Source organism: Halomonas sp. ND22Bw, assembly GCF_003011945.1.
Classification (GTDB): domain Bacteria; phylum Pseudomonadota; class Gammaproteobacteria; order Pseudomonadales; family Halomonadaceae; genus Halomonas; species Halomonas halophila.
Map to the genome: position 1 here is coordinate 38,008 of NZ_PXWD01000002.1, position 18,174 is coordinate 56,181.

General features: G+C 69.5%; 18 protein-coding genes. 12 read left to right on the forward strand and 6 right to left on the reverse strand.

The features are described 5' to 3' along the window. Positions 1-46: 46 nt before the first annotated feature. From CVH10_RS03090 to CVH10_RS03100, 3 genes are all read right to left on the reverse strand, one after another. The gene (locus CVH10_RS03090; protein WP_106487797.1) at positions 47-466 is read right to left on the reverse strand and encodes a VOC family protein; all 420 of its coding nucleotides are present in this window, start codon (positions 464-466) and stop codon (positions 47-49) included. Between the two features lie 130 nt (positions 467-596). After that, positions 597-3,152 carry a heavy metal translocating P-type ATPase gene (locus CVH10_RS03095; RefSeq protein ID WP_106487985.1) on the reverse strand — a complete coding sequence of 852 codons (2,556 nt, stop codon included), beginning with the start codon at positions 3,150-3,152 and terminating at the stop codon, positions 597-599. Positions 3,153-3,418: 266 nt separating this feature from the next. Beyond that, positions 3,419-3,871 carry a MerR family transcriptional regulator gene (locus CVH10_RS03100; RefSeq protein ID WP_035592768.1) on the reverse strand — a complete coding sequence of 151 codons (453 nt, stop codon included), beginning with the start codon at positions 3,869-3,871 and terminating at the stop codon, positions 3,419-3,421. Between the two features lie 267 nt (positions 3,872-4,138). Between CVH10_RS03100 and CVH10_RS03105 the strand changes: the two genes are divergently transcribed. The 8 genes from CVH10_RS03105 (at position 4,139) to rimI (ending at position 12,244) form a co-directional block, all read left to right on the forward strand. Beyond that, on the forward strand, positions 4,139-5,482 hold the full coding sequence (locus tag CVH10_RS03105; protein ID WP_106487798.1) for an OmpP1/FadL family transporter: 1,344 nt from the start codon (positions 4,139-4,141) through the stop codon (positions 5,480-5,482). A gap of 187 nt (positions 5,483-5,669) precedes the next feature. Continuing rightward, positions 5,670-6,768, forward strand: a protein-coding gene (gene prfB, locus CVH10_RS03110; RefSeq protein ID WP_106487799.1) for a peptide chain release factor 2 whose coding sequence is annotated in 2 segments (ribosomal slippage) — positions 5,670-5,744 and positions 5,746-6,768 — 1,098 coding nt in all. Because the reading frame shifts where the segments join, the coding sequence is not laid out codon by codon here. Between the two features lie 163 nt (positions 6,769-6,931). Further along, positions 6,932-8,467 (forward strand): lysine--tRNA ligase, encoded by a 1,536-nt coding sequence (gene lysS / locus CVH10_RS03115; protein ID WP_035592765.1) that lies wholly within the window; start codon positions 6,932-6,934, stop codon positions 8,465-8,467. A 264-nt stretch (positions 8,468-8,731) separates the two neighbouring features. Beyond that, the gene (locus tag CVH10_RS03120; RefSeq protein ID WP_035592764.1) at positions 8,732-9,118 is read left to right on the forward strand and encodes a hypothetical protein; all 387 of its coding nucleotides are present in this window, start codon (positions 8,732-8,734) and stop codon (positions 9,116-9,118) included. Between the two features lie 73 nt (positions 9,119-9,191). Beyond that, on the forward strand, positions 9,192-10,604 hold the full coding sequence (locus CVH10_RS03125; RefSeq protein WP_106487800.1) for an MFS transporter: 1,413 nt from the start codon (positions 9,192-9,194) through the stop codon (positions 10,602-10,604). 29 nt (positions 10,605-10,633) lie between these two features. After that, positions 10,634-10,945 carry a BolA family transcriptional regulator gene (locus CVH10_RS03130; protein WP_035592761.1) on the forward strand — a complete coding sequence of 104 codons (312 nt, stop codon included), beginning with the start codon at positions 10,634-10,636 and terminating at the stop codon, positions 10,943-10,945. Further along, positions 10,942-11,793, forward strand: coding sequence for a hypothetical protein (locus CVH10_RS03135; RefSeq protein ID WP_106487801.1), 852 nt, complete (start codon positions 10,942-10,944; stop codon positions 11,791-11,793). Before CVH10_RS03130 ends, CVH10_RS03135 begins: the two co-directional genes overlap by 4 nt. Then, the gene (gene rimI / locus CVH10_RS03140; protein WP_035592758.1) at positions 11,786-12,244 is read left to right on the forward strand and encodes a ribosomal protein S18-alanine N-acetyltransferase; all 459 of its coding nucleotides are present in this window, start codon (positions 11,786-11,788) and stop codon (positions 12,242-12,244) included. The genes CVH10_RS03135 and rimI overlap by 8 nt, the downstream gene beginning before the upstream one ends. A 39-nt stretch (positions 12,245-12,283) precedes the next feature. Here rimI and CVH10_RS03145 read toward each other — a convergent pair whose 3' ends face one another. Together CVH10_RS03145 and rsmD are read right to left on the reverse strand one after the other, a co-directional pair. Continuing rightward, positions 12,284-12,493, reverse strand: a complete 210-nt coding sequence (locus CVH10_RS03145) for a cell division protein ZapB (RefSeq protein WP_035592757.1) — start codon at positions 12,491-12,493, stop codon at positions 12,284-12,286. A 79-nt stretch (positions 12,494-12,572) separates the two neighbouring features. Continuing rightward, positions 12,573-13,238, reverse strand: coding sequence for a 16S rRNA (guanine(966)-N(2))-methyltransferase RsmD (rsmD, locus tag CVH10_RS03150; protein ID WP_106487802.1), 666 nt, complete (start codon positions 13,236-13,238; stop codon positions 12,573-12,575). Positions 13,239-13,329: 91 nt separating this feature from the next. Between rsmD and ftsY the strand changes: the two genes are divergently transcribed. The 4 genes from ftsY to rpoH all read left to right on the forward strand — a co-directional run bounded on the left by ftsY (position 13,330) and on the right by rpoH (position 17,448). Further along, positions 13,330-14,814, forward strand: a complete 1,485-nt coding sequence (ftsY, locus tag CVH10_RS03155; protein WP_106487803.1) for a signal recognition particle-docking protein FtsY — start codon at positions 13,330-13,332, stop codon at positions 14,812-14,814. Then, a complete protein-coding gene (ftsE, locus tag CVH10_RS03160; protein ID WP_035592751.1) occupies positions 14,811-15,479 on the forward strand; it encodes a cell division ATP-binding protein FtsE in 669 nt (222 codons plus the stop codon). The genes ftsY and ftsE overlap by 4 nt, the downstream gene beginning before the upstream one ends. Then, on the forward strand, positions 15,476-16,447 hold the full coding sequence (ftsX, locus tag CVH10_RS03165; protein ID WP_046078389.1) for a permease-like cell division protein FtsX: 972 nt from the start codon (positions 15,476-15,478) through the stop codon (positions 16,445-16,447). Before ftsE ends, ftsX begins: the two co-directional genes overlap by 4 nt. A 134-nt stretch (positions 16,448-16,581) precedes the next feature. Next, positions 16,582-17,448 carry an RNA polymerase sigma factor RpoH gene (gene rpoH, locus CVH10_RS03170; RefSeq protein WP_106487804.1) on the forward strand — a complete coding sequence of 289 codons (867 nt, stop codon included), beginning with the start codon at positions 16,582-16,584 and terminating at the stop codon, positions 17,446-17,448. 87 nt (positions 17,449-17,535) lie between these two features. On the opposite strand, the gene slmA is transcribed toward rpoH, so the two are convergent. Further along, complete coding sequence (gene slmA, locus CVH10_RS03175) at positions 17,536-18,147, reverse strand: nucleoid occlusion factor SlmA (RefSeq protein ID WP_035592743.1); 612 nt, start codon at positions 18,145-18,147, stop codon at positions 17,536-17,538. Positions 18,148-18,174: the final 27 nt, after the last annotated feature.

Genomic DNA, 18,174 nt, shown 5'->3' on the forward strand with positions numbered 1-18,174 from the left:
GTCGGGGTCGCGGCCGAATAAAGAGTACGCTCTCCAGAGAGCGGCCTCAGTAGGTCGGCCATACCCCCGGGGTGGCCAGCTCCAGCAGATGGCCGTCGGGATCACGGAAATACACGCTTTCCCCGCCCCGCGGCCAGTGGGTGCGGCCCTCGATCGCCACGCCATGCTCGCCCAGCCGGGCCTCCCAGTCGGACAGCGCCGGCGCGGCGATGGCGAAGGCCATGTGCACCCGGCCGGCGCCGTCGTGGGGCGGGATGGTGCCCATCTCGCCGGGCAGCACCACCGTCTCGCCGGTCTCGCCGTCGAGAAACAGCAGCAGCACCGTGCCGGCGCCGGCGTCATAGGCGGTGAAGCGATGGTCGGCGGTGAAGGGGCTGAGCCCCATCACCGTCTCGAAGAAGCGCCGGGCCCGGGGCATGTCCGCCACGTAGAGGGCCGTTTCCAGCACGCCGTTGAGTTCGGGCATCGGGCATCCTCCCTTTGGCTTCGTCTCTTAAGCGTAGCGTCGGCGGCCCCGGGCGTCGGTCAGCGCTGGCCCCAGAACCACCAGGCGATCAGGGCGATCAGCGCCAGGCCGGCGAGATTGACGATCCAGCTCATGCGGATGCCTCCTGTTGCGCGGAAGAAGTGGTCTCGTCGGGCGCGGCGGCCCCCTGGGGGCGGAACCTGCGCAGGCGACTGGCGTTGCCGACCACGGTGATCGACGAGGCCGACATGGCGGCGCCGGCGATCACCGGCGACAGCAGGCTGCCGGTCAGCGGATAGAGCGCGCCGGCGGCGATGGGGATGCCGAGCACGTTGTAGCCGAAGGCGCCCACCAGGTTCTGCTTGATGTTGGTCAGGGTGGCGCGGCTGATGGCTATGGCGTCGGCCACGCCGTGCAGCGAGTCGCGCATCAGGGTGATGCCGGCGCTCTCGATGGCCACGTCGGTGCCCTGGCCGATGGCGAAGCCGACGTCGGCCCGGGCCAGGGCCGGGGCGTCGTTGATGCCGTCGCCGACCATGCCGACCGTCTCGCCGTTGGCCTGGCGCCGCTCGATCTCGGCGTGCTTGTCCTCGGGCAGCAGCCCGGCGCGAACCTCGTCGATGCCGACCTCGTCGGCGATGGCGCGGGCGGTGTGTTCGTTGTCGCCGGTCAGCATCACGAGGGTCAGCCCCTCGTCCCGCAGGCGCGCGACCGCGGCCCGGGCGTCGGCGCGCAGCGGGTCGCTGACGCCGAACAGGGCGACGAGCTCACCGTCGACGGCCAGCTGGACCACGGTACGTGCCTGGCCCTCGAGCTCGTCGACGCGCGCTTGGCCCGCGCCGAGGTCGATACCGGCCTCCTCGAGCAGCCGAGTGTTGCCCAGCAGCAGCGTCCGGCCGTCGGCCGTGCGGGCGCGCACGCCGCCGCCGGTCACGCTGGTGAAGTCCTGGATCTCGGCCGCCTCCGCGCCTTGCTGCTCGGCGTGGGCGAGCAGGGCGGTGGCCAGCGGGTGCTCGGAGCCGCGCTCCAGCGCCGCCACCCAGCCGAGCGCCGCCCGCTCGTCACCGGCGAGGCCTGTGTCGGAGAAAAAGTGGGCCTCGGTCAGCCGGGGCTTGCCCTCGGTGAGGGTGCCGGTCTTGTCCACCACCAGGGTGGTGAGATGGCTGGCGGTCTGCAGCGCCTCGCCGCTTCTCACCAGCACGCCGTGCTCGGCGGCCTTGCCGACGCCGATCATGGTGGAGATCGGCGTCGCCAGGCCCAGCGCGCAGGGGCAGGCGATGATCAGCACCGTGCTGGCGGTGACCAGCATGTGCAGCACCCGCGGCTCGGTGCCGACGTTGAACCAGATCAGCGCGGTGAGCACGGCGATGATCATCACCGACGGCACGAAGATGCCGGAAATGGTGTCGGCGAGCCGGCCGATGGGCGGCCGTGAGGCCTGGGCGCGGGCCACCTGCTCGGTGATGCGGCCGAGCCGGGTGTCGGCGCCCACGCGGGTGGCCCGATAGACCAGCCCGCCCTGGCCGTTGACGGTGCCGGCGCTGACCTCGTCGCCGGCCGCCTTGGCCACCGGGTTGGGCTCGCCGGTGAGCATGGACTCGTCGAGATGGCTCTCGCCCTCGAGCACCTCGCCGTCCACCGGCAGGCGCTCGCCGGGGCGCACGCGCAGCCGGTCGCCCTCGCGCACCTCGTCGATGTCGACCTCCTGCTCCTGGCCGTCGCGGATCACCCGGGCGGTGCGGCTCTGCAGGTCGAGCAGGCGGCGCAGGGCGTCGCTGGTGCGGCCCTTGGCCTTCAGCTCCAGGGCGTTGCCCAGCAGCACCAGGCCGATCACCATCGCCGAGGCCTCGAAGTAGAGGCCGCGGGCCATTTCGGGCAGGGCCTCGGCGAAGGTCACCACCGCCATGGAGTAGAGCCAGGCGGTGCCGGTGCCCATGGCGATCAGGGTGTCCATGTTGGCCTGGTGATGGCGCAGGTTCTTCCAGGCGTTGCGGAAGAAGTGCCGGCCGGGCCCGGCCATCACCGCCAGGGTCAGCAGGCCCACTGTCAGCCAGAACCAGCGCCCGGCGCCGAGCGGCTGGGGATGGTAGACGAACATGCTGACCATCAGCGGCACGGCCAATGCCAGCGACAGGACGCTGCCGCGCATCCGGCGGCGATATTCCTCGACGTCGCGCTCGGCCCGGACCTGCTCGGCCTGGCGCAGGTCGAGGATCGGCTCGGCGCCGTAGCCCACCGCGTCCACGGCGTCGATCAGCGCCTGGGTGTCGGCGCTGCCGCGTACCTGGGCGGTATGGTTGCCGAGGTTGACCGTGGCCGATTCGACCCCCGGCGTGCGCTCCAGCGCCTGCTGCACGCTCTTCACGCAGCCGGCGCAGGTCATGCCGGTGATCGACAGGCGCTGAGTGGTGGCGCCGTCGCCAGCGGACGCCGCCGTCGATGTCGGCGCCGGTTCCGGTGCGGAGTCGGGGGCCGGCTCGGCATTGGTCTCGGTGTTGGCGGTCGGCTCGATGGACGACGCCTCGGCAGGATAGCCGGCGTCCGCGAGCACGCGGTCGAGCTCGGCATCGCCGAGCGAGGAGATGACCTGGAGGCGACGCTCGGCCGGCGTGCCGGTGACCTCGGCCTCAGCGTCTTCGGCCTGGATGGCCTCGCGCATGCGCTTCACGCAGCCCTGGCAGCTCATGGCGGGCACGGTGCGCTCGCGCGGGGCAGGCGCCCCGTCGCCGCTGTCCGCGGGGTCGGAAGGCGACTCGGCAGGATAGCCGGCGTCCGCGAGCACGCGGTCGAGCTCGGCATCGCCGAGCGAGGAGATGACCTCGAGGCGACGCTCGGCCGGCGTGCCGGTGACCTCGGCCTCGGCGTCTTCGGCCTGGATGGCTTCGCGCATGCGTTTCACGCAGCCCTGGCAGCTCATGCCGGGCACGGTGCGCTCGAGGCGTATCGTTGTGCTCATGACGATGTCTCCTTGGGCGTCGCTTTCCTGGCGGTAGGCTCCAGCGGCTCGGGGAAGCTCTCGATCAGGCGACACAGGCTGTGGCCGTCCGGGGTGCCGTCGGGCAGGTGCTCCCAGGCCGCCAGCGCTTCCTCCATGCGCTCGGCCAGGGCCTCGAGCTCGCGGATGCGGTGGCGGATCTCCGGCAGGCGCCGAGCCAGCAGGTCGCGCACCAGCGGGCAGGGGGAGTCGCCGTGGTCGGACTGCTCAAGGATCTCGCGAATCTCGGCGACACCGAAGCCCAGGGTGCGGGCGCGCTGGATGAAACGCAGCCGGCGCAGGTCGGCATCGTCGAACAGCTGGTAGCCGTTGTCCGGGTTCCGCTCGGGTCGCAGCAGCCCCTCGCGGGTGTAGTGGCGCACGGTCTCGGCGGTGACGCCGGCCTGGCGGGCGAGTTCGCTGACCTTCATGCCTTGCGTCTCCTGATAAGGGAATACTCAGAGTGTAAAACCCTTGGGTTACACAAGGGTCAAGATGCAGGCGCAGGGCTCGGAAGGGTGGGCAGGATGAGAAGGCAAGTCATTGTTGCGCATGAAGATGAAACGAACGTGCCACCAAAGTATTAGGAAAAATTGGATTTAAACGGTCGTTTGTCCTTGATCCGTGCGATGAGTTCTGACGACACTGTCGGGCAGCCGCGTCATCACCATAACAACAGCAACGTTAGGAGCCGCGCCATGCCCCTGCCTTTCACGTCTCGCAAGCTCGCCGCCGCCGTCGCCCTGGCCTCCGCGGCGCTCGTTTCCGCCCAGGCCTCCGCCGCGGGCTTCCAGGTGCGCGAGCAAAGCGCCAAGACCCTGGCCAACGCCTTCTCCAACACCGCCGCCGGTGCCGAGGACGTCAGCTTCATGGCCCATAACCCGGCCGCCATCGGCAACATCGACGGCAGCCAGGTGGCCGGCGGGGTGTCCTACATCGACGCCACCTTCGAGCTGCACGATGCCGACGCCTCGAACGTGGCCGGCATGCCCTACACGGCCGGAGCCTCCGGTGAGGGGGGCGAGTCCGCTTGGGTGCCGAGTTTCGCCGCCAAGACCCGGTTGAACGATCAGTGGGATCTGGGGCTGGCGATCTACTCGCCCTACGGGCTCTCCACCAAGTACGACGAGGACTGGATCGGCCGCTATCACGCCATCGAGACCGAGCTGAAGACGATCGATTTCCAGCCGACCCTTAACTATCGCGCCACCGAGCGGCTCAATCTGGCCGTGGGGCTGCGGGCGCAGTACGCCGATGCGACGTTATCTAACGCGATTGATCTCGGTAGTCAGTCCGGCAATCCAGCGTTGGTTGGGAATGCGGATGGTATGGCCGAGGTCACGGGCGATGACTGGGGTTATGGTTATACCCTCGGGGCTCTCTACCAGGCTACCGAGCGGACCCGCTTCGGGATCAGCTATCGCTCAGAGATCGATCTGACGCTCGACGGTGACGTTGAATATAGTGCCGACAGTGCCGCGGGTCAGATGGTGCTGGCTGGTGCACAGGCCGGTGGGCAGCTGCAGGACGCCGGCGGAAAGGCCGACCTGACCACGCCGGCCAACCTGAATCTGGGGGTCTATCACCAGCTGACGGATCGATTGGCGCTGATGGCCAACGCCGAGTGGACCGAGTGGAGCAGCTTCGACGAGCTCGTCGTCGAATCTGAGGGGCGGGAACTGAGCACCACCACCGAGAACTGGGATGATACCTGGGCCTTCTCGGTGGGGGCGAGCTACGCGCTGAACCCGCAGTGGACGCTGCGCGGCGGCCTGGGCATCGACCAGACCCCGGTGCCGGATGCACGGCATCGCACCCCGCGGGTGCCGGACGCCGATCGCCGCTGGGCCTCCCTCGGCGCGACTTACCAGCCGACCGAGAACCTCGGCATCACCGCCGGCTATCTGCGCATCTTCGGCGACGACGTCGACATGGACCAGGACGCCACCCTGACCAACGAGAACGCCAGCCGCGGCAACCTGTCCGGCGAGTACGAGGTGGAAGCTGACGTCTTCGCGCTGTCGGTGGACTATCGCTTCTAGCCGACGCCTTGCCAGACACCGCGGACGCTCCGCCTCGCGCGACCCGGCCACCGGCCGGGTCGCCGTCTTTGTGCCGCTGCGCGGGATGGCCGCTGGCGGCGCATTTCGCTACAATGCCCGTCTTTTCTCCGCCGCTGGCGCCCGGCGCCGGCGCGCGCCTCATCTCCCTTGGATTCAGGCGAACCCCATGCTGGAAACCAATCCGATCAACCACCTCATCAAGGACCTGTCTGAGCGGACAGACGTCCTGAGGGGGTATCTTTGACTATGCCGAAAAGAAAGATCGGCTAGAGGAAGTCACCCGCGAGCTCGAGGACCCCGACGTCTGGAGCGACCCGGACCATGCCCAGAAACTGGGCAAGGAACGGGCGACCCTCGAGGCCATCGTCGCCACCATCGATGAGCTGGACCAGGGGCTGGCGGACAGCCAGGACCTGCTGGAGCTGGCCGAGATGGAAGAGGACGAGGGCACCGTCGAGGAGGTCCAGCGCGAGCTGGAGAACCTCCAGGCAAGCCTCGAGAAACTCGAGTTCCGGCGCATGTTCTCCGGCGAGATGGACGAGAACAACGCCTATCTCGACATCCAGGCGGGCTCCGGCGGCACCGAGGCCCAGGACTGGGCCAACATCCTGCTGCGCATGTACCTGCGCTGGGTCGAGCATCACGGCTTCAAGGCCGAGATCACCGAGCTCTCCGCCGGCGAGGTGGCGGGCATCAAGTCCGCTTCCGTGCATATCCAGGGCGAGTACGCCTTCGGCTGGCTGCGCACCGAGACCGGCGTGCATCGCCTGGTGCGCAAGAGCCCGTTCGACTCCGGCGGCCGTCGCCACACGTCCTTCGCCTCGGTGTTCCTGTCGCCGGAAGTGGACGACAGCTTCGAGATCGAGATCAATCCCTCGGACCTGCGTGTCGATACCTATCGTTCCAGCGGCGCCGGCGGTCAGCACGTCAACACCACCGACTCGGCGGTACGTATCACCCACGAGCCGACCGGCATCGTGGTGGCCTGCCAGAGTCAGCGCAGCCAGCACGCCAACCGCGACTTCGCCATGAAACAGCTCAAGGCGAAGCTGTGGGAACACGAGATGGAGAAGCGCAACGCGGCCAAGCAGGCCGCCGAGGACTCCAAGGCCGACATCGGCTGGGGCAGCCAGATCCGCTCCTACGTGCTGGACGACCAGCGCATCAAGGATCTGCGCACCGGCGTGCAGTCCAGCAACTGCGACAAGGTGCTGGACGGCGATCTGGACCCGTTCATCGAGGCGAGCCTCAAACAAGGCCTATAGCCTGCTGCGCTCGCCGATACGGCGTTGCCCCTCGGCCAGAGATGCTCATTGACGACTCGTCAACTCCGCGCTCTGTCCGAGGGGCGCCTTGTCTCGGCGTCGCTCGCGCGGCTCTAGGTGAGATGTCTCTGTATTCGACACCATGATTTCAACAGGTAGCGACATGGCTAACCAGGACACTTCCCAGGACGAGAACCACCTGATCGCGGAGCGCCGCGGCAAGCTGGCCGAGCGCCGCGAGCGCGCCGCCACCGACGGCGGCAGTGCCTTCCCCAACGATTTTCGTCGCGACAGCACCGCCGCCGAACTGGCTGCCGAGCTGGGTGACAAGGACAAGCCCGAGCTCGAGGCGCTGGCGCGTCCCGCGGCCGTGGCCGGGCGCATCATGCGCAAGCGCGGACCGTTCATCGTCATCCAGGACGCCAGCGGCCAGATCCAGCTCTACGTCGACAAGAAGGGCCTGCCGGCGGACGTGCTCGAGGACATCAAGGGCTGGGATATCGGCGACATCGTGGCCGGCCGCGGCCCGGTGCACAAGTCGGGCAAGGGCGACCTCTACGTGATGATGGAAGAGGCGCGCCTGCTGACCAAGAGCCTGCGCCCGCTGCCGGACAAGTTCCATGGCCTGACCGACATGGAAGCCCGCTATCGCCAGCGCTACGTGGACCTGATCATGAACCCGGATTCCCGCGAGGTCTTCCAGACCCGCGCCGGCGTGATCAGCGCCATGCGCCGCTTCTTCGAGGATCACGGCTTCATGGAAGTCGAGACCCCGATGCTGCAGCCGATCCCCGGCGGCGCCACGGCCCGGCCCTTCATCACTCACCACAACGCGCTGGACATCGACATGTACCTGCGCATCGCGCCGGAGCTCTACCTCAAGCGCCTGGTGGTGGGTGGCTTCGAGCGGGTGTTCGAGATCAACCGCAACTTCCGCAACGAGGGGCTGTCGACCCGGCACAACCCCGAGTTCACCATGGTCGAGTTCTACCAGGCCTACGCCGACTACCAGGACCTGATGGATCTGACCGAGGCCATGTTGCGCGAGGTCACCCAGAGGGTGCTGGGCAGCACCGTGGTCACCAACACCGTGCGCGACGCCGAGGGCGAGGTGCTGGAGAGCTACGAGTACGACTTCGGCCAGCCGCTGCGCCGGCTGAGCGTGTTCGACGCCATTCTCGAGTACAACCCGGACATCCATGCCGAGTCGCTGGCCGACGAGACCGCCGCGCGCCAGATCGCCGAGCGCCTGGACATCGACGTCAAGGACGGCTGGGGCCTGGGCAAGGTGCAGATCGAGATCTTCGAGAAGACCGTCGAGCATCGCCTGCAGCAGCCGACCTTCATCACCGACTATCCGACCGAGGTCAGCCCGCTGGCGCGTCGCAAGGACAGCGATCCCTTCGTCACCGAGCGCTTCGAGTTCTTCGTCGGCGGCCGCGAGATCGCCAACGGCTTCTCGGAGCTCAACGACGCCGAGGACCAGGCCGAGCGCTTCGCCGCCCAGGTGGCCGAGAAGGAGGCCGGCGACGACGAGGCCATGTACTACGACGCCGACTACGTGCGCGCGCTGGAGTACGGCCTGCCGCCGACCGCCGGCCAGGGCATCGGCATCGACCGCCTGGTGATGCTGCTGACCGACAGCGCTTCCATCCGCGATGTGCTGCTGTTCCCGGCCATGCGCCCGCAGGTGGACTGAAACTGTTCGACGCTCCAAGGCTGGCACAGGGATAAGCGAACCTCCTTCTTCAGGGATGAAGAAGGGAGCGCCCAGGGAAGGGTTCATAGCGTGTTCGCGTTGCCCTGCGCCAGCCGACGTCGCCTACTCGGGTCTAGCTCGCTTCCTTCCGCGGGCTTCTTGGGTGACCGCTCAGCCCTACATACGGCAGGTTGATCGGGAAGTGTTGGTAAGGAGCGCCCCTGGCGCCCATAATGGCAGCGTTTCGACGTCGAGGAGACCGTGATGAAACTGCTTAACCGTTCCGCCCTGAGCGTCAGGCCGACCCAGCACTTCGTCGACTGGGTCAACGCCCTGGAGCCCACCCTGGGTGACGACGACCTCTCGCTCGGCGACGTCGAAAGGGAAAGCACCGTCTATCTGATCCCCGAGATGGATACCCCCGAGGCCCTCGAGGCCTTCGTCCGCGAGCGCTATCTCGAGATCCTCGAGACCGAGCTGCGCGCCTGGGAAGAAGACGAGCGTCAGTGGCCCGAGACCCTCGACTGGGCGCTGTTCCAGCGCTTCCTGCACTTCGAGTACAGCTACCTGGCCGTCGACCTCGATGACGAGGCGGCCCTGGAAGTGGCCGAAGTGGACGATAATCTGCTGCTGGAAACGGACCAGGACTGATCCTGATTCCGCCTGGCAGGCAAACCTCGAGAAAACCGGCTTCGGCCGGTTTTCTTGTCAGCGACGATCACACATGAGCCGACTCTTCTCGAACCGCCCCGGCGACGATGGCCTGCCGGGTTCCGAACGCCGTCTCGCCGTGCTGGCGCTGATTCTCGGCACCACCATGGCGGTGATGGACAACTCCATGGTCAACCTGGCGCTGCCCTCCATCGCCGCCGATCTCGAGGTGGCGCCGGCCGATGCGGTGTGGGTGACCAACCTCTTCCAGGTGACCTGCGCGGCCTTCCTGCTGGTCTTCGCCGCCTTGAGCGAGCTGGTCGGCCGGCGCCGGATCTACATGGGCGGGCTGGTGCTGTTTGCCATCGCCGCGCTGGGCTGCGCGCTGTCGCGCAGCCTGGAGGCGCTGCTGGCGTTCCGCGCCCTGCAGGGCGTGGCGGCGGCGGCGACGCTGTCGATCGGACCCTCGCTGTATCGCGCCATCTTTCCCTCGCGGCTGCTGGGCAGTGCCCTGGGGCTGAGCTCGCTGGTGGTGGGCATCGGCTACGCCGCGGGTCCCGCGCTGGGCGGTTCGATCCTCTCGGTGGCCCGCTGGCCGTGGCTGTTCGCGCTGCCGGCGCTGCCGGCGATGGGAGCGGTCGTGCTGGCCTGGCGGGCGCTGCCCAGGGAGCCGGGCCGCCGCGGCGGCTTCGACGGCTGGGGGGCGCTGCTGGCCATGGTCACGCTGGGCGCTTTCTTCGTGGCCATGGACGGCAACGGCGCCGAGCTCCCCGGTCTCGAGACGCTGGGCTGGCTTGCCCTCAGCCTGATCGCCGGCGCCGCCTTCCTGGCCCGCCAGCGCCGCGCGCCCTATCCGCTGATGGCGCTGTCGATGTTCGCCGAGCGCCGCTTCAGCCTGGCGGTGTCCTCCCAGGGGCTGGCCTTCGTCGGCCAAGGGCTGGCTTTCGTTGCCCTGTCCTTCCTCTACCAGCAGGAGATGGGCTTCTCGCCGCTGGAGACCGCCTGGCTGTTCACCCCCTGGCCGCTGACGATCATGGTGGCCGGGCCGCTCGCCGGTCGGCTGGCCGATCGTTTCAACCCCAGCCTGTTGAGCTCGGCGGGCCTGGTGCTGCTGATGGTCGGCCTGGGCAGCCTGGCGATGCTCGAGGCCGACGCCGAGGTGATCGACTGCCTGTGGCGCACCGCGCTGTGCGGGCTCGGCTTCGGCTTCTTCCAGCCGCCCAACAATCGCGAGCTGATGGGCAGCGTGCCGGCCGAGAAGAGCGCCAATGCCTCCGGCGTGATGAGCACCACGCGCACCGTGGGGCAGTCCCTGGGCGTGGCGCTGGTCGGCGCCTGCCTGGCCGCCGGGGCACCTGTGCAGGCGACGCTGTGGGCCGGCATGGCGGCCACCGGCCTGTCGCTGCTGGCCAGCCTCGGGCGTGTCTCGCTGGCCGGCGAGGCGCTGCGCGCCCGTCGTCGCGCCGCGGCCGAAAGCGTACAATGACTCCCGACACTCACCAGCGGAACGCCGAGATGAGCATCCAGTCGACCATCGAGCACAAGCTCCAGGCCCTCGAGCCCACCTACCTGACGGTGGAGAACGAGAGCCACATGCACCATGTGCCGCCGAATTCCGAGACCCACTTCAAGGTGACCGTGGTGTCGCCGCGTTTCGCCGGCATCATGCCGGTCAAGCGTCACCAGCAGATCTATGCGCTGCTGGCCGACGAGCTGGCCGGCCCCGTGCACGCCCTGGCGCTGCACCCTTACACCCCGGAGGAGTGGCAGGCCCGCGGCGCAGCGCGCCCGGACTCCCCGAACTGCCGGGGCGGCGGTCAGTCGTGACCACCGAGCCCCAGCGGCTGCAGTACCTGGAGGCCATGGGCCTGACGGCCTGGACGGCGCGCTACCGGCTGCCCAACGCCCGAGAGACCGAGGCCTGCGAGTGGGAGCTGCCGACGCCGGACGATGGCGCCCGGCAGGCGCCCGGCGAGCGCCTGCAGGCGTTGCTGGACGCGCCCGCGGAGGCGTCTCCTGCACCGACCGTCCCCGCGTCGCCTGCGGCGGAGGCGCCCGTGCGTCCGCCGCCGGGCGAGCGCAAGGCGCGTGCGCTGCTTGGCGGGCTGGTGCCCGAGGCGGCTCCCGAGGAGACGCCGCCGCCCGTTGCGTCGGCACCTGCCCGGGAGGCTGCCGCCGACGAGTCCCGGGAGGCCCTGCGCTTCGCCCTGCAGGTGGCCTGCCTGGACGGGCGCTGGCTGGTGGTACAGCCTGGCGAGGCGTCCCCCTCGCCGCTGGCGCAGCGGCTGCTGGTCAACCTGCTGCGGGCCGCCGGTGTCACCCCGGAGCATGCGCCGGCCTTCGAACCCTTCCACTGGCCCCAGATCGAAGGCCTGGAGGTGCAGGCGCCGCTGGACGAGGCGCGCCAGGGGCTCGGGGCCTTCCTGGCCGGCCGCGCGCGTCGCGGCTGGGCGCCGGAACGGCTGCTGGTGTTCGGTGACGACGCCACCCTGACGCGGGTGCTGGCGATCGACGACGGGCGCTCGACGGCGCTGGACCTGCCGGCCTGGCAGGGGCCGGCGCTGGAGACCCTGGCGGAAAGCGCCGAGGCCAAGCGCGATCTCTGGCCGCGGCTGCTCGACTGGCGTCGTGAGTGGAAGGGTGAGGCAAAGGGTGAGGCGAAAGGCGATGCCTGAGCCTCGCCTGCGCGCGCTGGGCCTTCCCGATCTTTCGGCGCTGATCGAACTTGAGGCGAGCGGCCAAGCTCATCCCTGGTCGGCGACGCGGCTCGAGCAGGCGCTGGCGGCGGCGGAATACGCGGTGCTGGGGCTGGAAGATGCGGCAGGGCTGATCGGCCACGCGGTGGTGTCGCGTCAGCCCTTCGATGCCGAGCTCGAGAGCATTCTCATCGCACCGGAACGGCGCGGCGAGGGGCTGGCAGGAAAGCTGCTGGCCGCGGTCGTCGAACGCGCCCGCGAAGGGGGCGCCGAGCGGCTGCTGCTGGAGGTCAGGGCAGGCAATGCCGCGGCGATCGCGCTGTATCGGCGGGCGGGATTCGCGGAAGACGGGCGCCGGCGCGGCTACTATCCGCCGCTGGCCGGCACCGAACGCGAGGACGCGTTGCTGATGTCCCGCCCCCTGGCCTGACGCACGACGGACCGGCCAGGGGCGGAGCGGTCCGGGACGTCAGCCGGCCTGCTGTTCGGCGGTGTTGCCGGTCTCGACATCGTCGAACTTGCCCAGCAGCGCGGACAGGCGACGCTCCCATTCCTCACGCTCCTGCTTGAGGCGGGCGTTTTCCTCGCGCAGCTCCTCGGCTTCCAGTTTCATCAATTCCAGTGCCTCGACGGCGCTGGATACCTTCTGTTCGAGCTGGTTGAAGAGTTCGATGCTCATCCGTTTCTCCTGACGATGTCGGCGGGGCGGGGCCCGTGATTGGCGTCCTGCAGCGGCAGACTAACGCCGTGGAGGGGGCTCAGCAAGCGTCGTCGTCGGGCGACGCGCCGGCCGTGTCCGGGCGGTGATAGAGCCGCCCGGTGCTGTCGCCGGCCCGCACCTCGCGATGCAGCCGCCAGCCGCTCGGCACCGCCGGCGTGAGCTCCGACTCGGTCTCCACGTAGATCCAGGCGTCCGCCGCCAGCCAACCGGCCTCGAGCGCGCGGCAGCAGGCCGCGGCGAGGCCCTGGCGGAAGGGCGGGTCGAGGAAGACCAGCGAGAAGGGCGACCGCGCCTCGCCGAGTCCGGCCTCGAGGTAGCCGAGCGCGTCGGCGACGGCGACCTCGGCGGACGCGATGCCAAGCGTCGCCAGGTTGTCCGACAGCGCCCGGGCGACCCGCGTGTCGCGCTCCACCAGCGTCGCCTCGGCGGCGCCGCGCGAGAGCGCCTCCAGGCCCAGGGCGCCGGTGCCGGCGAACAGGTCCAGCACCCGGGCGCCGGGCGTGGCCATGCCCAGCCAGTTGAACAGCGTCTCGCGGACCCGGTCCGGCGTGGGGCGCAGGCCCGGGCTGTCCAGCACCGGCAGCCGGCGGCGGCGATGGTCGCCGCCGATGATGCGCAGCTGCCCGGCGGGGCGGGAGGTCGCCTGCTTGCCGCGGGGGCGGCCAGGCGTCGAGGAACGGGAGGAGGGGCGTCGTCGGCTCATGGGCGCCGATTGTAGCGGGCGCCTTGTCCACAGTCATGGTGCGCGATGGTAGGATGTGGCGATTCGTTCACCCGCGAGGCTGAATCCCCCCATGTTCGGTTTTTTCAAGCGCAAGAAGAAGCAGCAAGAGCAGCAGCAGGAGCCCCAGCAGACCCCCGAGGTCGAGCAGGAGGAGGCGCCTGATGCCGCGACGGCCGAGCCGGAGGCCGAGACGCCGACCGAGGCGCAGCCCGCCCCGGCGACCGAGCCCGCCCCCGTCGCCGAGCGCGACGATGAAACCGAGGCGTCCGCAGCGCCCGAGCCGGCCGTTGAGCCTGAGCCGGTCGAGGAGCCCGAGGCCCCCGCGTCAGACGCCGAACCCGCGCCGGTAGAGGCGCCCGGAACGCCCCGGGCGTCCGAGCCCGAGACGCCCGAGGTGGCAGACGCCGAACCGCCGGCCGCGGAGCCCGAGGCCGAGTCCGTCGTTCAACCGCAGGCCGAGCCGGAACCTGAGCCAGAGCCAGAGCCAGAGCCAGAGCCCGAACAGGCCGCCGAGCCCGAGCCTGCCGTTGAGCCCGAGCCCGAGCCCGAGCCCGAGCCCGCTCCGGCGCCGAGGGAGACGCCCAGGGCCGAGGCCCGCGAGAAGCCCAAGGGCAAGAAGAAGGGCCTGTTCGCGCGCATGCGCGAGGGGCTGGGCAAGACACGCGCCAACCTGACCGAAGGGCTCGCCGGCCTGTTCATGGGCCGCAAGCAGATCGACGACGATCTGATGGAGGAGCTCGAGACCCAGCTGCTGATGGCGGACGTGGGCATCGAGGCCACCACCGAGATCATCGACCGCCTCACCGACCGTGTGTCGCGCAAGGAGCTCAAGGACCCCGAGGCGCTGTACAAGGCCCTGCAGGAGGAGCTGGCGACCCTGCTCGAGGGCGTCACCGCGCCGCTCGAGCTGCCGCCCAAGGGCGAGGGGCCGTTCGTGATCCTGGTGGTCGGCGTCAACGGTGTCGGCAAGACCACCACCATCGGCAAGCTGACCCAGCGCTTCCAGCGTGAGGGCCGCAGCGTGATGCTGGCCGCCGGCGATACCTTCCGCGCCGCCGCCGTGGAGCAACTCAAGGTCTGGGGCGAACGCAACGACGTGCCGGTGGTGGCGCAGCACACCGGCGCCGACAGCGCCTCGGTGGTCTACGATGCCCTGGCCGCGGCCCGCGCCCGAGGCGTCGACGTGCTGATCGCCGACACCGCCGGCCGGCTGCACAACAAGGCGCACCTGATGGAGGAACTCAAGAAGGTGCGTCGGGTGATGGGCAAGCTCGACGAGCAGGCGCCCCATGAGGTGATGCTGGTGCTGGATGCCGGCACCGGTCAGAACGCGCTGTCCCAGGCGTCCACCTTCAACGAGGCGGTGCCGGTCTCCGGCATCACCCTGACCAAGCTCGACGGCACCGCCAAGGGCGGCGTCATCTTCGCCCTGGCCCAGCAGCTGGGCACGCCGATCCGCTTCATCGGCGTCGGCGAGACCCTGGACGATCTTCGTCCCTTCCATGCCCGGGAGTTCGTCGACGCCCTGTTCGACCGCGACGACGCCTCGGCATGATCGCCTTCGAGCACGTCGGCAAGCGCTACGGCGGGCGCTTCGAGGCGCTCGCCAATCTCGACTTCCGCGTGCGCCGCGGCGAGATGGTGTTTCTCACCGGCCACTCCGGGGCCGGCAAGAGCTCGCTGCTGCGGCTGCTGATGCGCCTGGAGCGGCCCAGCCGCGGGCGCATCCTGGTCGCCGGTCATGACATCGACCGCCTGCATCACAGCCAGGTGCCGTTCTACCGGCGCCAGATCGGCGTGGTGTTCCAGGATCACCAGCTGCTGTTCGACCGCTCGATCTATCACAACGTGGCGCTGCCGCTGGAGATCCAGGGCGCCGAGCCGAGGGAGGCGGCGCGGCGGGTGCGCGCCGCGCTGGACAAGGTGGGGCTGCTGCACCGCGAGAAGGCGCTGCCGATCGAGCTTTCCGGCGGCGAGCAGCAGCGCGTGGGCATCGCCCGGGCGGTGGTCAACAAGCCCTCCCTGCTGCTGGCCGACGAGCCCACCGGCAACCTGGATCCCCAGCTTTCGGCGGACATCATGCGCCTGTTCGAGGATTTCCACCGCATCGGCACCACGGTGATGATCGCCAGCCACGATCTGGCGCTGATCGCCCGGCTGCGCCACCGTACCCTGCGCCTCCACGAAGGGCGTCTGGTGGCCGACGAGGAGGCCTCATGAGCCGAGAGACGCCTGCCCGCCGTGGCGCCCGTGCCCAGCGTCCGTCCTCCGGCGGCCGCTGGCGCAGCTGGCTGCGCCACCACCGGGCCATGGCGCTGGACAGTGCCCGTCGGCTGCTGCGCCACTCGCTGAGCAGCCTGCTGACCATGCTCGCCATCGCCATCGCCCTGGTGCTGCCCGCGGGCCTGTGGCTGACCCTGGACGGGGCACGACTGCTCGATGCCGAGCTCGACGAGAGCGCGACCGTCACCGTTTACCTGGAGGATCGCGTCGGGGACGCCGAGGCGGGGCGCATCGTCGAGGCCCTCGCCGCCCACGATGGCGTGGCCGGCACGCGCCTGATCACCGCCGCCGAGGGCATGGCCGAATTCCAGCAGGCGCTGGGGCTGGAGGATGCCCTGGCGCGGCTGCCGGGCAATCCGCTGCCGGCCAGCGTGGTGATTCGCCCCGACGACCCCGCGCCGGCGGCGGTGAAGCGCCTGGCCGGCGACCTGGAGGAGGTGGCCGGGGTCGAGGAGGTGCGCCTGGACCTGGCCTGGCTGGAGCGCCTCGGTCGCCTGGCCGAGCTGGGCCGCCGGGTCGGCCTGGGGCTCGCCGTGCTGTTCGGCCTCGGGGTGCTGCTGGTGGTCGGCAACACTGTTCGCCTGGCGGTGGAGAATCGACGCCAGGAGATCGAGGTGGTGACCCTGATCGGCGCCACCCATGCCTTCGTGCGCCGTCCCTTCCTCTACAGCGGGGCCTGGTATGGCTTGGGCGGCGGCCTGCTCGCCTGCGGGCTCTTGACCCTCGGCGGCAACTGGCTGGCGGCGCCGATTTCCGCGCTGGCGGCCAGCTACGGCGCGACGTTCACGCTGCCGGGGCTCGGCTTCACGGGGTCGGCAACCCTGCTCGGCTGTAGTACACTGTTGGGCTGGCTGGGCGCCTGGATCGCCGTGAGTCGGCACCTGGCTCAGATCCGGCCCCGCTAGCGACGCATTTGCGAATCGGGAATACTGCCGGAACCAAATCGGTAAGCCGCTATCCAATGCGGCGACTCAGGTTCCCAGTACGGGTTTCCATACAAGGGATTCCACACACGGGCTTCAACGGAGACATTTTGCACATGAGCACCAGTCTTCTGCCGGTGGGCCACCTTTCCCCGGGCCACGACCTCAACGGCTACATCCAGGCGGTGAACGGCATCCCCATGCTGACCGTCGACGAGGAGCGTGACCTGGCCTTCCGTCTGCACGACGAGGGCGACCTCGAGGCGGCGCGCCGTCTGGTGATGTCGCATCTGCGCTTCGTCGTACACATCGCGCGAAGCTATTCCGGCTATGGCCTGGCTCAGGCCGACCTGATCCAGGAAGGCAACGTCGGCCTGATGAAGGCGGTCAAGCGTTTCGATCCGCGCCAGGGCGTGCGTCTGGTGTCCTTCGCCGTACACTGGATCAAGGCCGAGATTCACGAGTTCGTGCTGCGCAACTGGCGGATCGTCAAGATCGCCACCACCAAGGCGCAGCGCAAGCTGTTCTTCAACCTGCGCAGCGCCAAGAAGCGCCTGGCCTGGCTGAACACCGACGAGGTCGAGGCCATTGCCAAGGATCTCGACGTCAAGCCCGAGGTCGTGCGCGAGATGGAGGGGCGCTTGTCCGCCCACGACGCCGGCTTCGATGCCGCGCCGGGGGAGGACGAGGAGACCGCCTACCAGGCGCCGGTCCATTATCTGGACGACGCCAGCCAGGACCCGGCGACCCAGCTCGAGGACAGCGACTGGGAGGCCGACGCCACCCGCCGCCTGCAGATGGCGCTGGAGGGGCTCGACGAGCGCTCCCGCGACATCCTCCAGCAGCGCTGGCTGAGCGACGACAAGTCGACCCTTCACGAGCTGGCCGACGTCTATGGCGTATCCGCCGAGCGCATCCGCCAGCTCGAGAAGAACGCCATGAAGAAGATCAAACAGCAGATCGGCGAGACCCTGGCGGCCTGACGGTACGGGCCGCCGCGCCGCACGAAGAAAACCCCGAAGGCTGGTGCCTTCGGGGTTTTTTGTTGCCGTCTCTCGCGGCGAGCGGCGTCAGGCGGTCTGTACCGCCTCGCGCAATAGTCCTGCCGACAGCACCGGCCACTGGTCATCCCAGTGCGCGGTGGGCAGGTGGCGGAAGTCGCTGCGCACGTACTGGGCGATGCGTCCCTCGACCTGAGCGACCAGCAGGTTGGCGGCGGCGGGAATCGGCAGCGACGGGCGACGCCCCTCGCGCAGTTCCGCCTCCCGCAGCACCTGCTTGAGCTGGGTCTCGAGGCGCTCGAACAGCTGGTGGATGCGCTGGCGCAGCCGCGCCGTCTCGCCGGTCAGGGCGTCGCCGCCGAGCAGCCGCGACAGGCCCGGGTTCTTCTCGGCGAAGGCCAGCACCAGGGTGAGGATCTGGCCGCAGCGAGGCAGCGCCTCGGGCACCTCCTCGAGGATGCGGCCGATGCGTTCGAACAGCGTCTGTTCGATGAACTCGATGAGCCCCTCGAACATGCGTGCCTTGCTGGGGAAATGGCGGTAGAGGGCGGCTTCGGAGACGCCGACCTGGCGCGCCAGGGCGGCGATGGTGATGCGCTTGCCGCTGTCTTCCTCCAGCATCAGCGCCAGCCCCTGGAGGATCTGCTCCCGGCGGCTGGGGGTGTGAGTTGCCTGCGTCATGATGTTCTTTTCTTGTCGGTCCTTGAT

Excerpts from the sequence above, each read along its gene's own strand:
- CVH10_RS03090 (WP_106487797.1), bottom strand. The coding sequence starts at position 466 with ATGCCCGAACTCAACGGCGTGCTGGAAACGGCCCTCTACGTGGCGGAC.
- rimI (WP_035592758.1), top strand. The coding sequence starts at position 11,786 with ATGCCTGAGCCTCGCCTGCGCGCGCTGGGCCTTCCCGATCTTTCGGCG.
- lysS (WP_035592765.1), top strand. The coding sequence starts at position 6,932 with ATGGCTAACCAGGACACTTCCCAGGACGAGAACCACCTGATCGCGGAG.
- CVH10_RS03130 (WP_035592761.1), top strand. The coding sequence starts at position 10,634 with ATGAGCATCCAGTCGACCATCGAGCACAAGCTCCAGGCCCTCGAGCCC.
- rpoH (WP_106487804.1), top strand. The coding sequence starts at position 16,582 with ATGAGCACCAGTCTTCTGCCGGTGGGCCACCTTTCCCCGGGCCACGAC.
- CVH10_RS03100 (WP_035592768.1), bottom strand. The coding sequence starts at position 3,871 with ATGAAGGTCAGCGAACTCGCCCGCCAGGCCGGCGTCACCGCCGAGACC.
- slmA (WP_035592743.1), bottom strand. The coding sequence starts at position 18,147 with ATGACGCAGGCAACTCACACCCCCAGCCGCCGGGAGCAGATCCTCCAG.
- CVH10_RS03145 (WP_035592757.1), bottom strand. The coding sequence starts at position 12,493 with ATGAGCATCGAACTCTTCAACCAGCTCGAACAGAAGGTATCCAGCGCC.
- CVH10_RS03105 (WP_106487798.1), top strand. The coding sequence starts at position 4,139 with ATGCCCCTGCCTTTCACGTCTCGCAAGCTCGCCGCCGCCGTCGCCCTG.
- CVH10_RS03120 (WP_035592764.1), top strand. The coding sequence starts at position 8,732 with ATGAAACTGCTTAACCGTTCCGCCCTGAGCGTCAGGCCGACCCAGCAC.
- ftsE (WP_035592751.1), top strand. The coding sequence starts at position 14,811 with ATGATCGCCTTCGAGCACGTCGGCAAGCGCTACGGCGGGCGCTTCGAG.
- CVH10_RS03125 (WP_106487800.1), top strand. The coding sequence starts at position 9,192 with ATGAGCCGACTCTTCTCGAACCGCCCCGGCGACGATGGCCTGCCGGGT.
- rsmD (WP_106487802.1), bottom strand. The coding sequence starts at position 13,238 with ATGAGCCGACGACGCCCCTCCTCCCGTTCCTCGACGCCTGGCCGCCCC.
- ftsY (WP_106487803.1), top strand. The coding sequence starts at position 13,330 with ATGTTCGGTTTTTTCAAGCGCAAGAAGAAGCAGCAAGAGCAGCAGCAG.
- CVH10_RS03095 (WP_106487985.1), bottom strand. The coding sequence starts at position 3,152 with ATGAGCTGCCAGGGCTGCGTGAAGCGCATGCGCGAGGCCATCCAGGCC.
- ftsX (WP_046078389.1), top strand. The coding sequence starts at position 15,476 with ATGAGCCGAGAGACGCCTGCCCGCCGTGGCGCCCGTGCCCAGCGTCCG.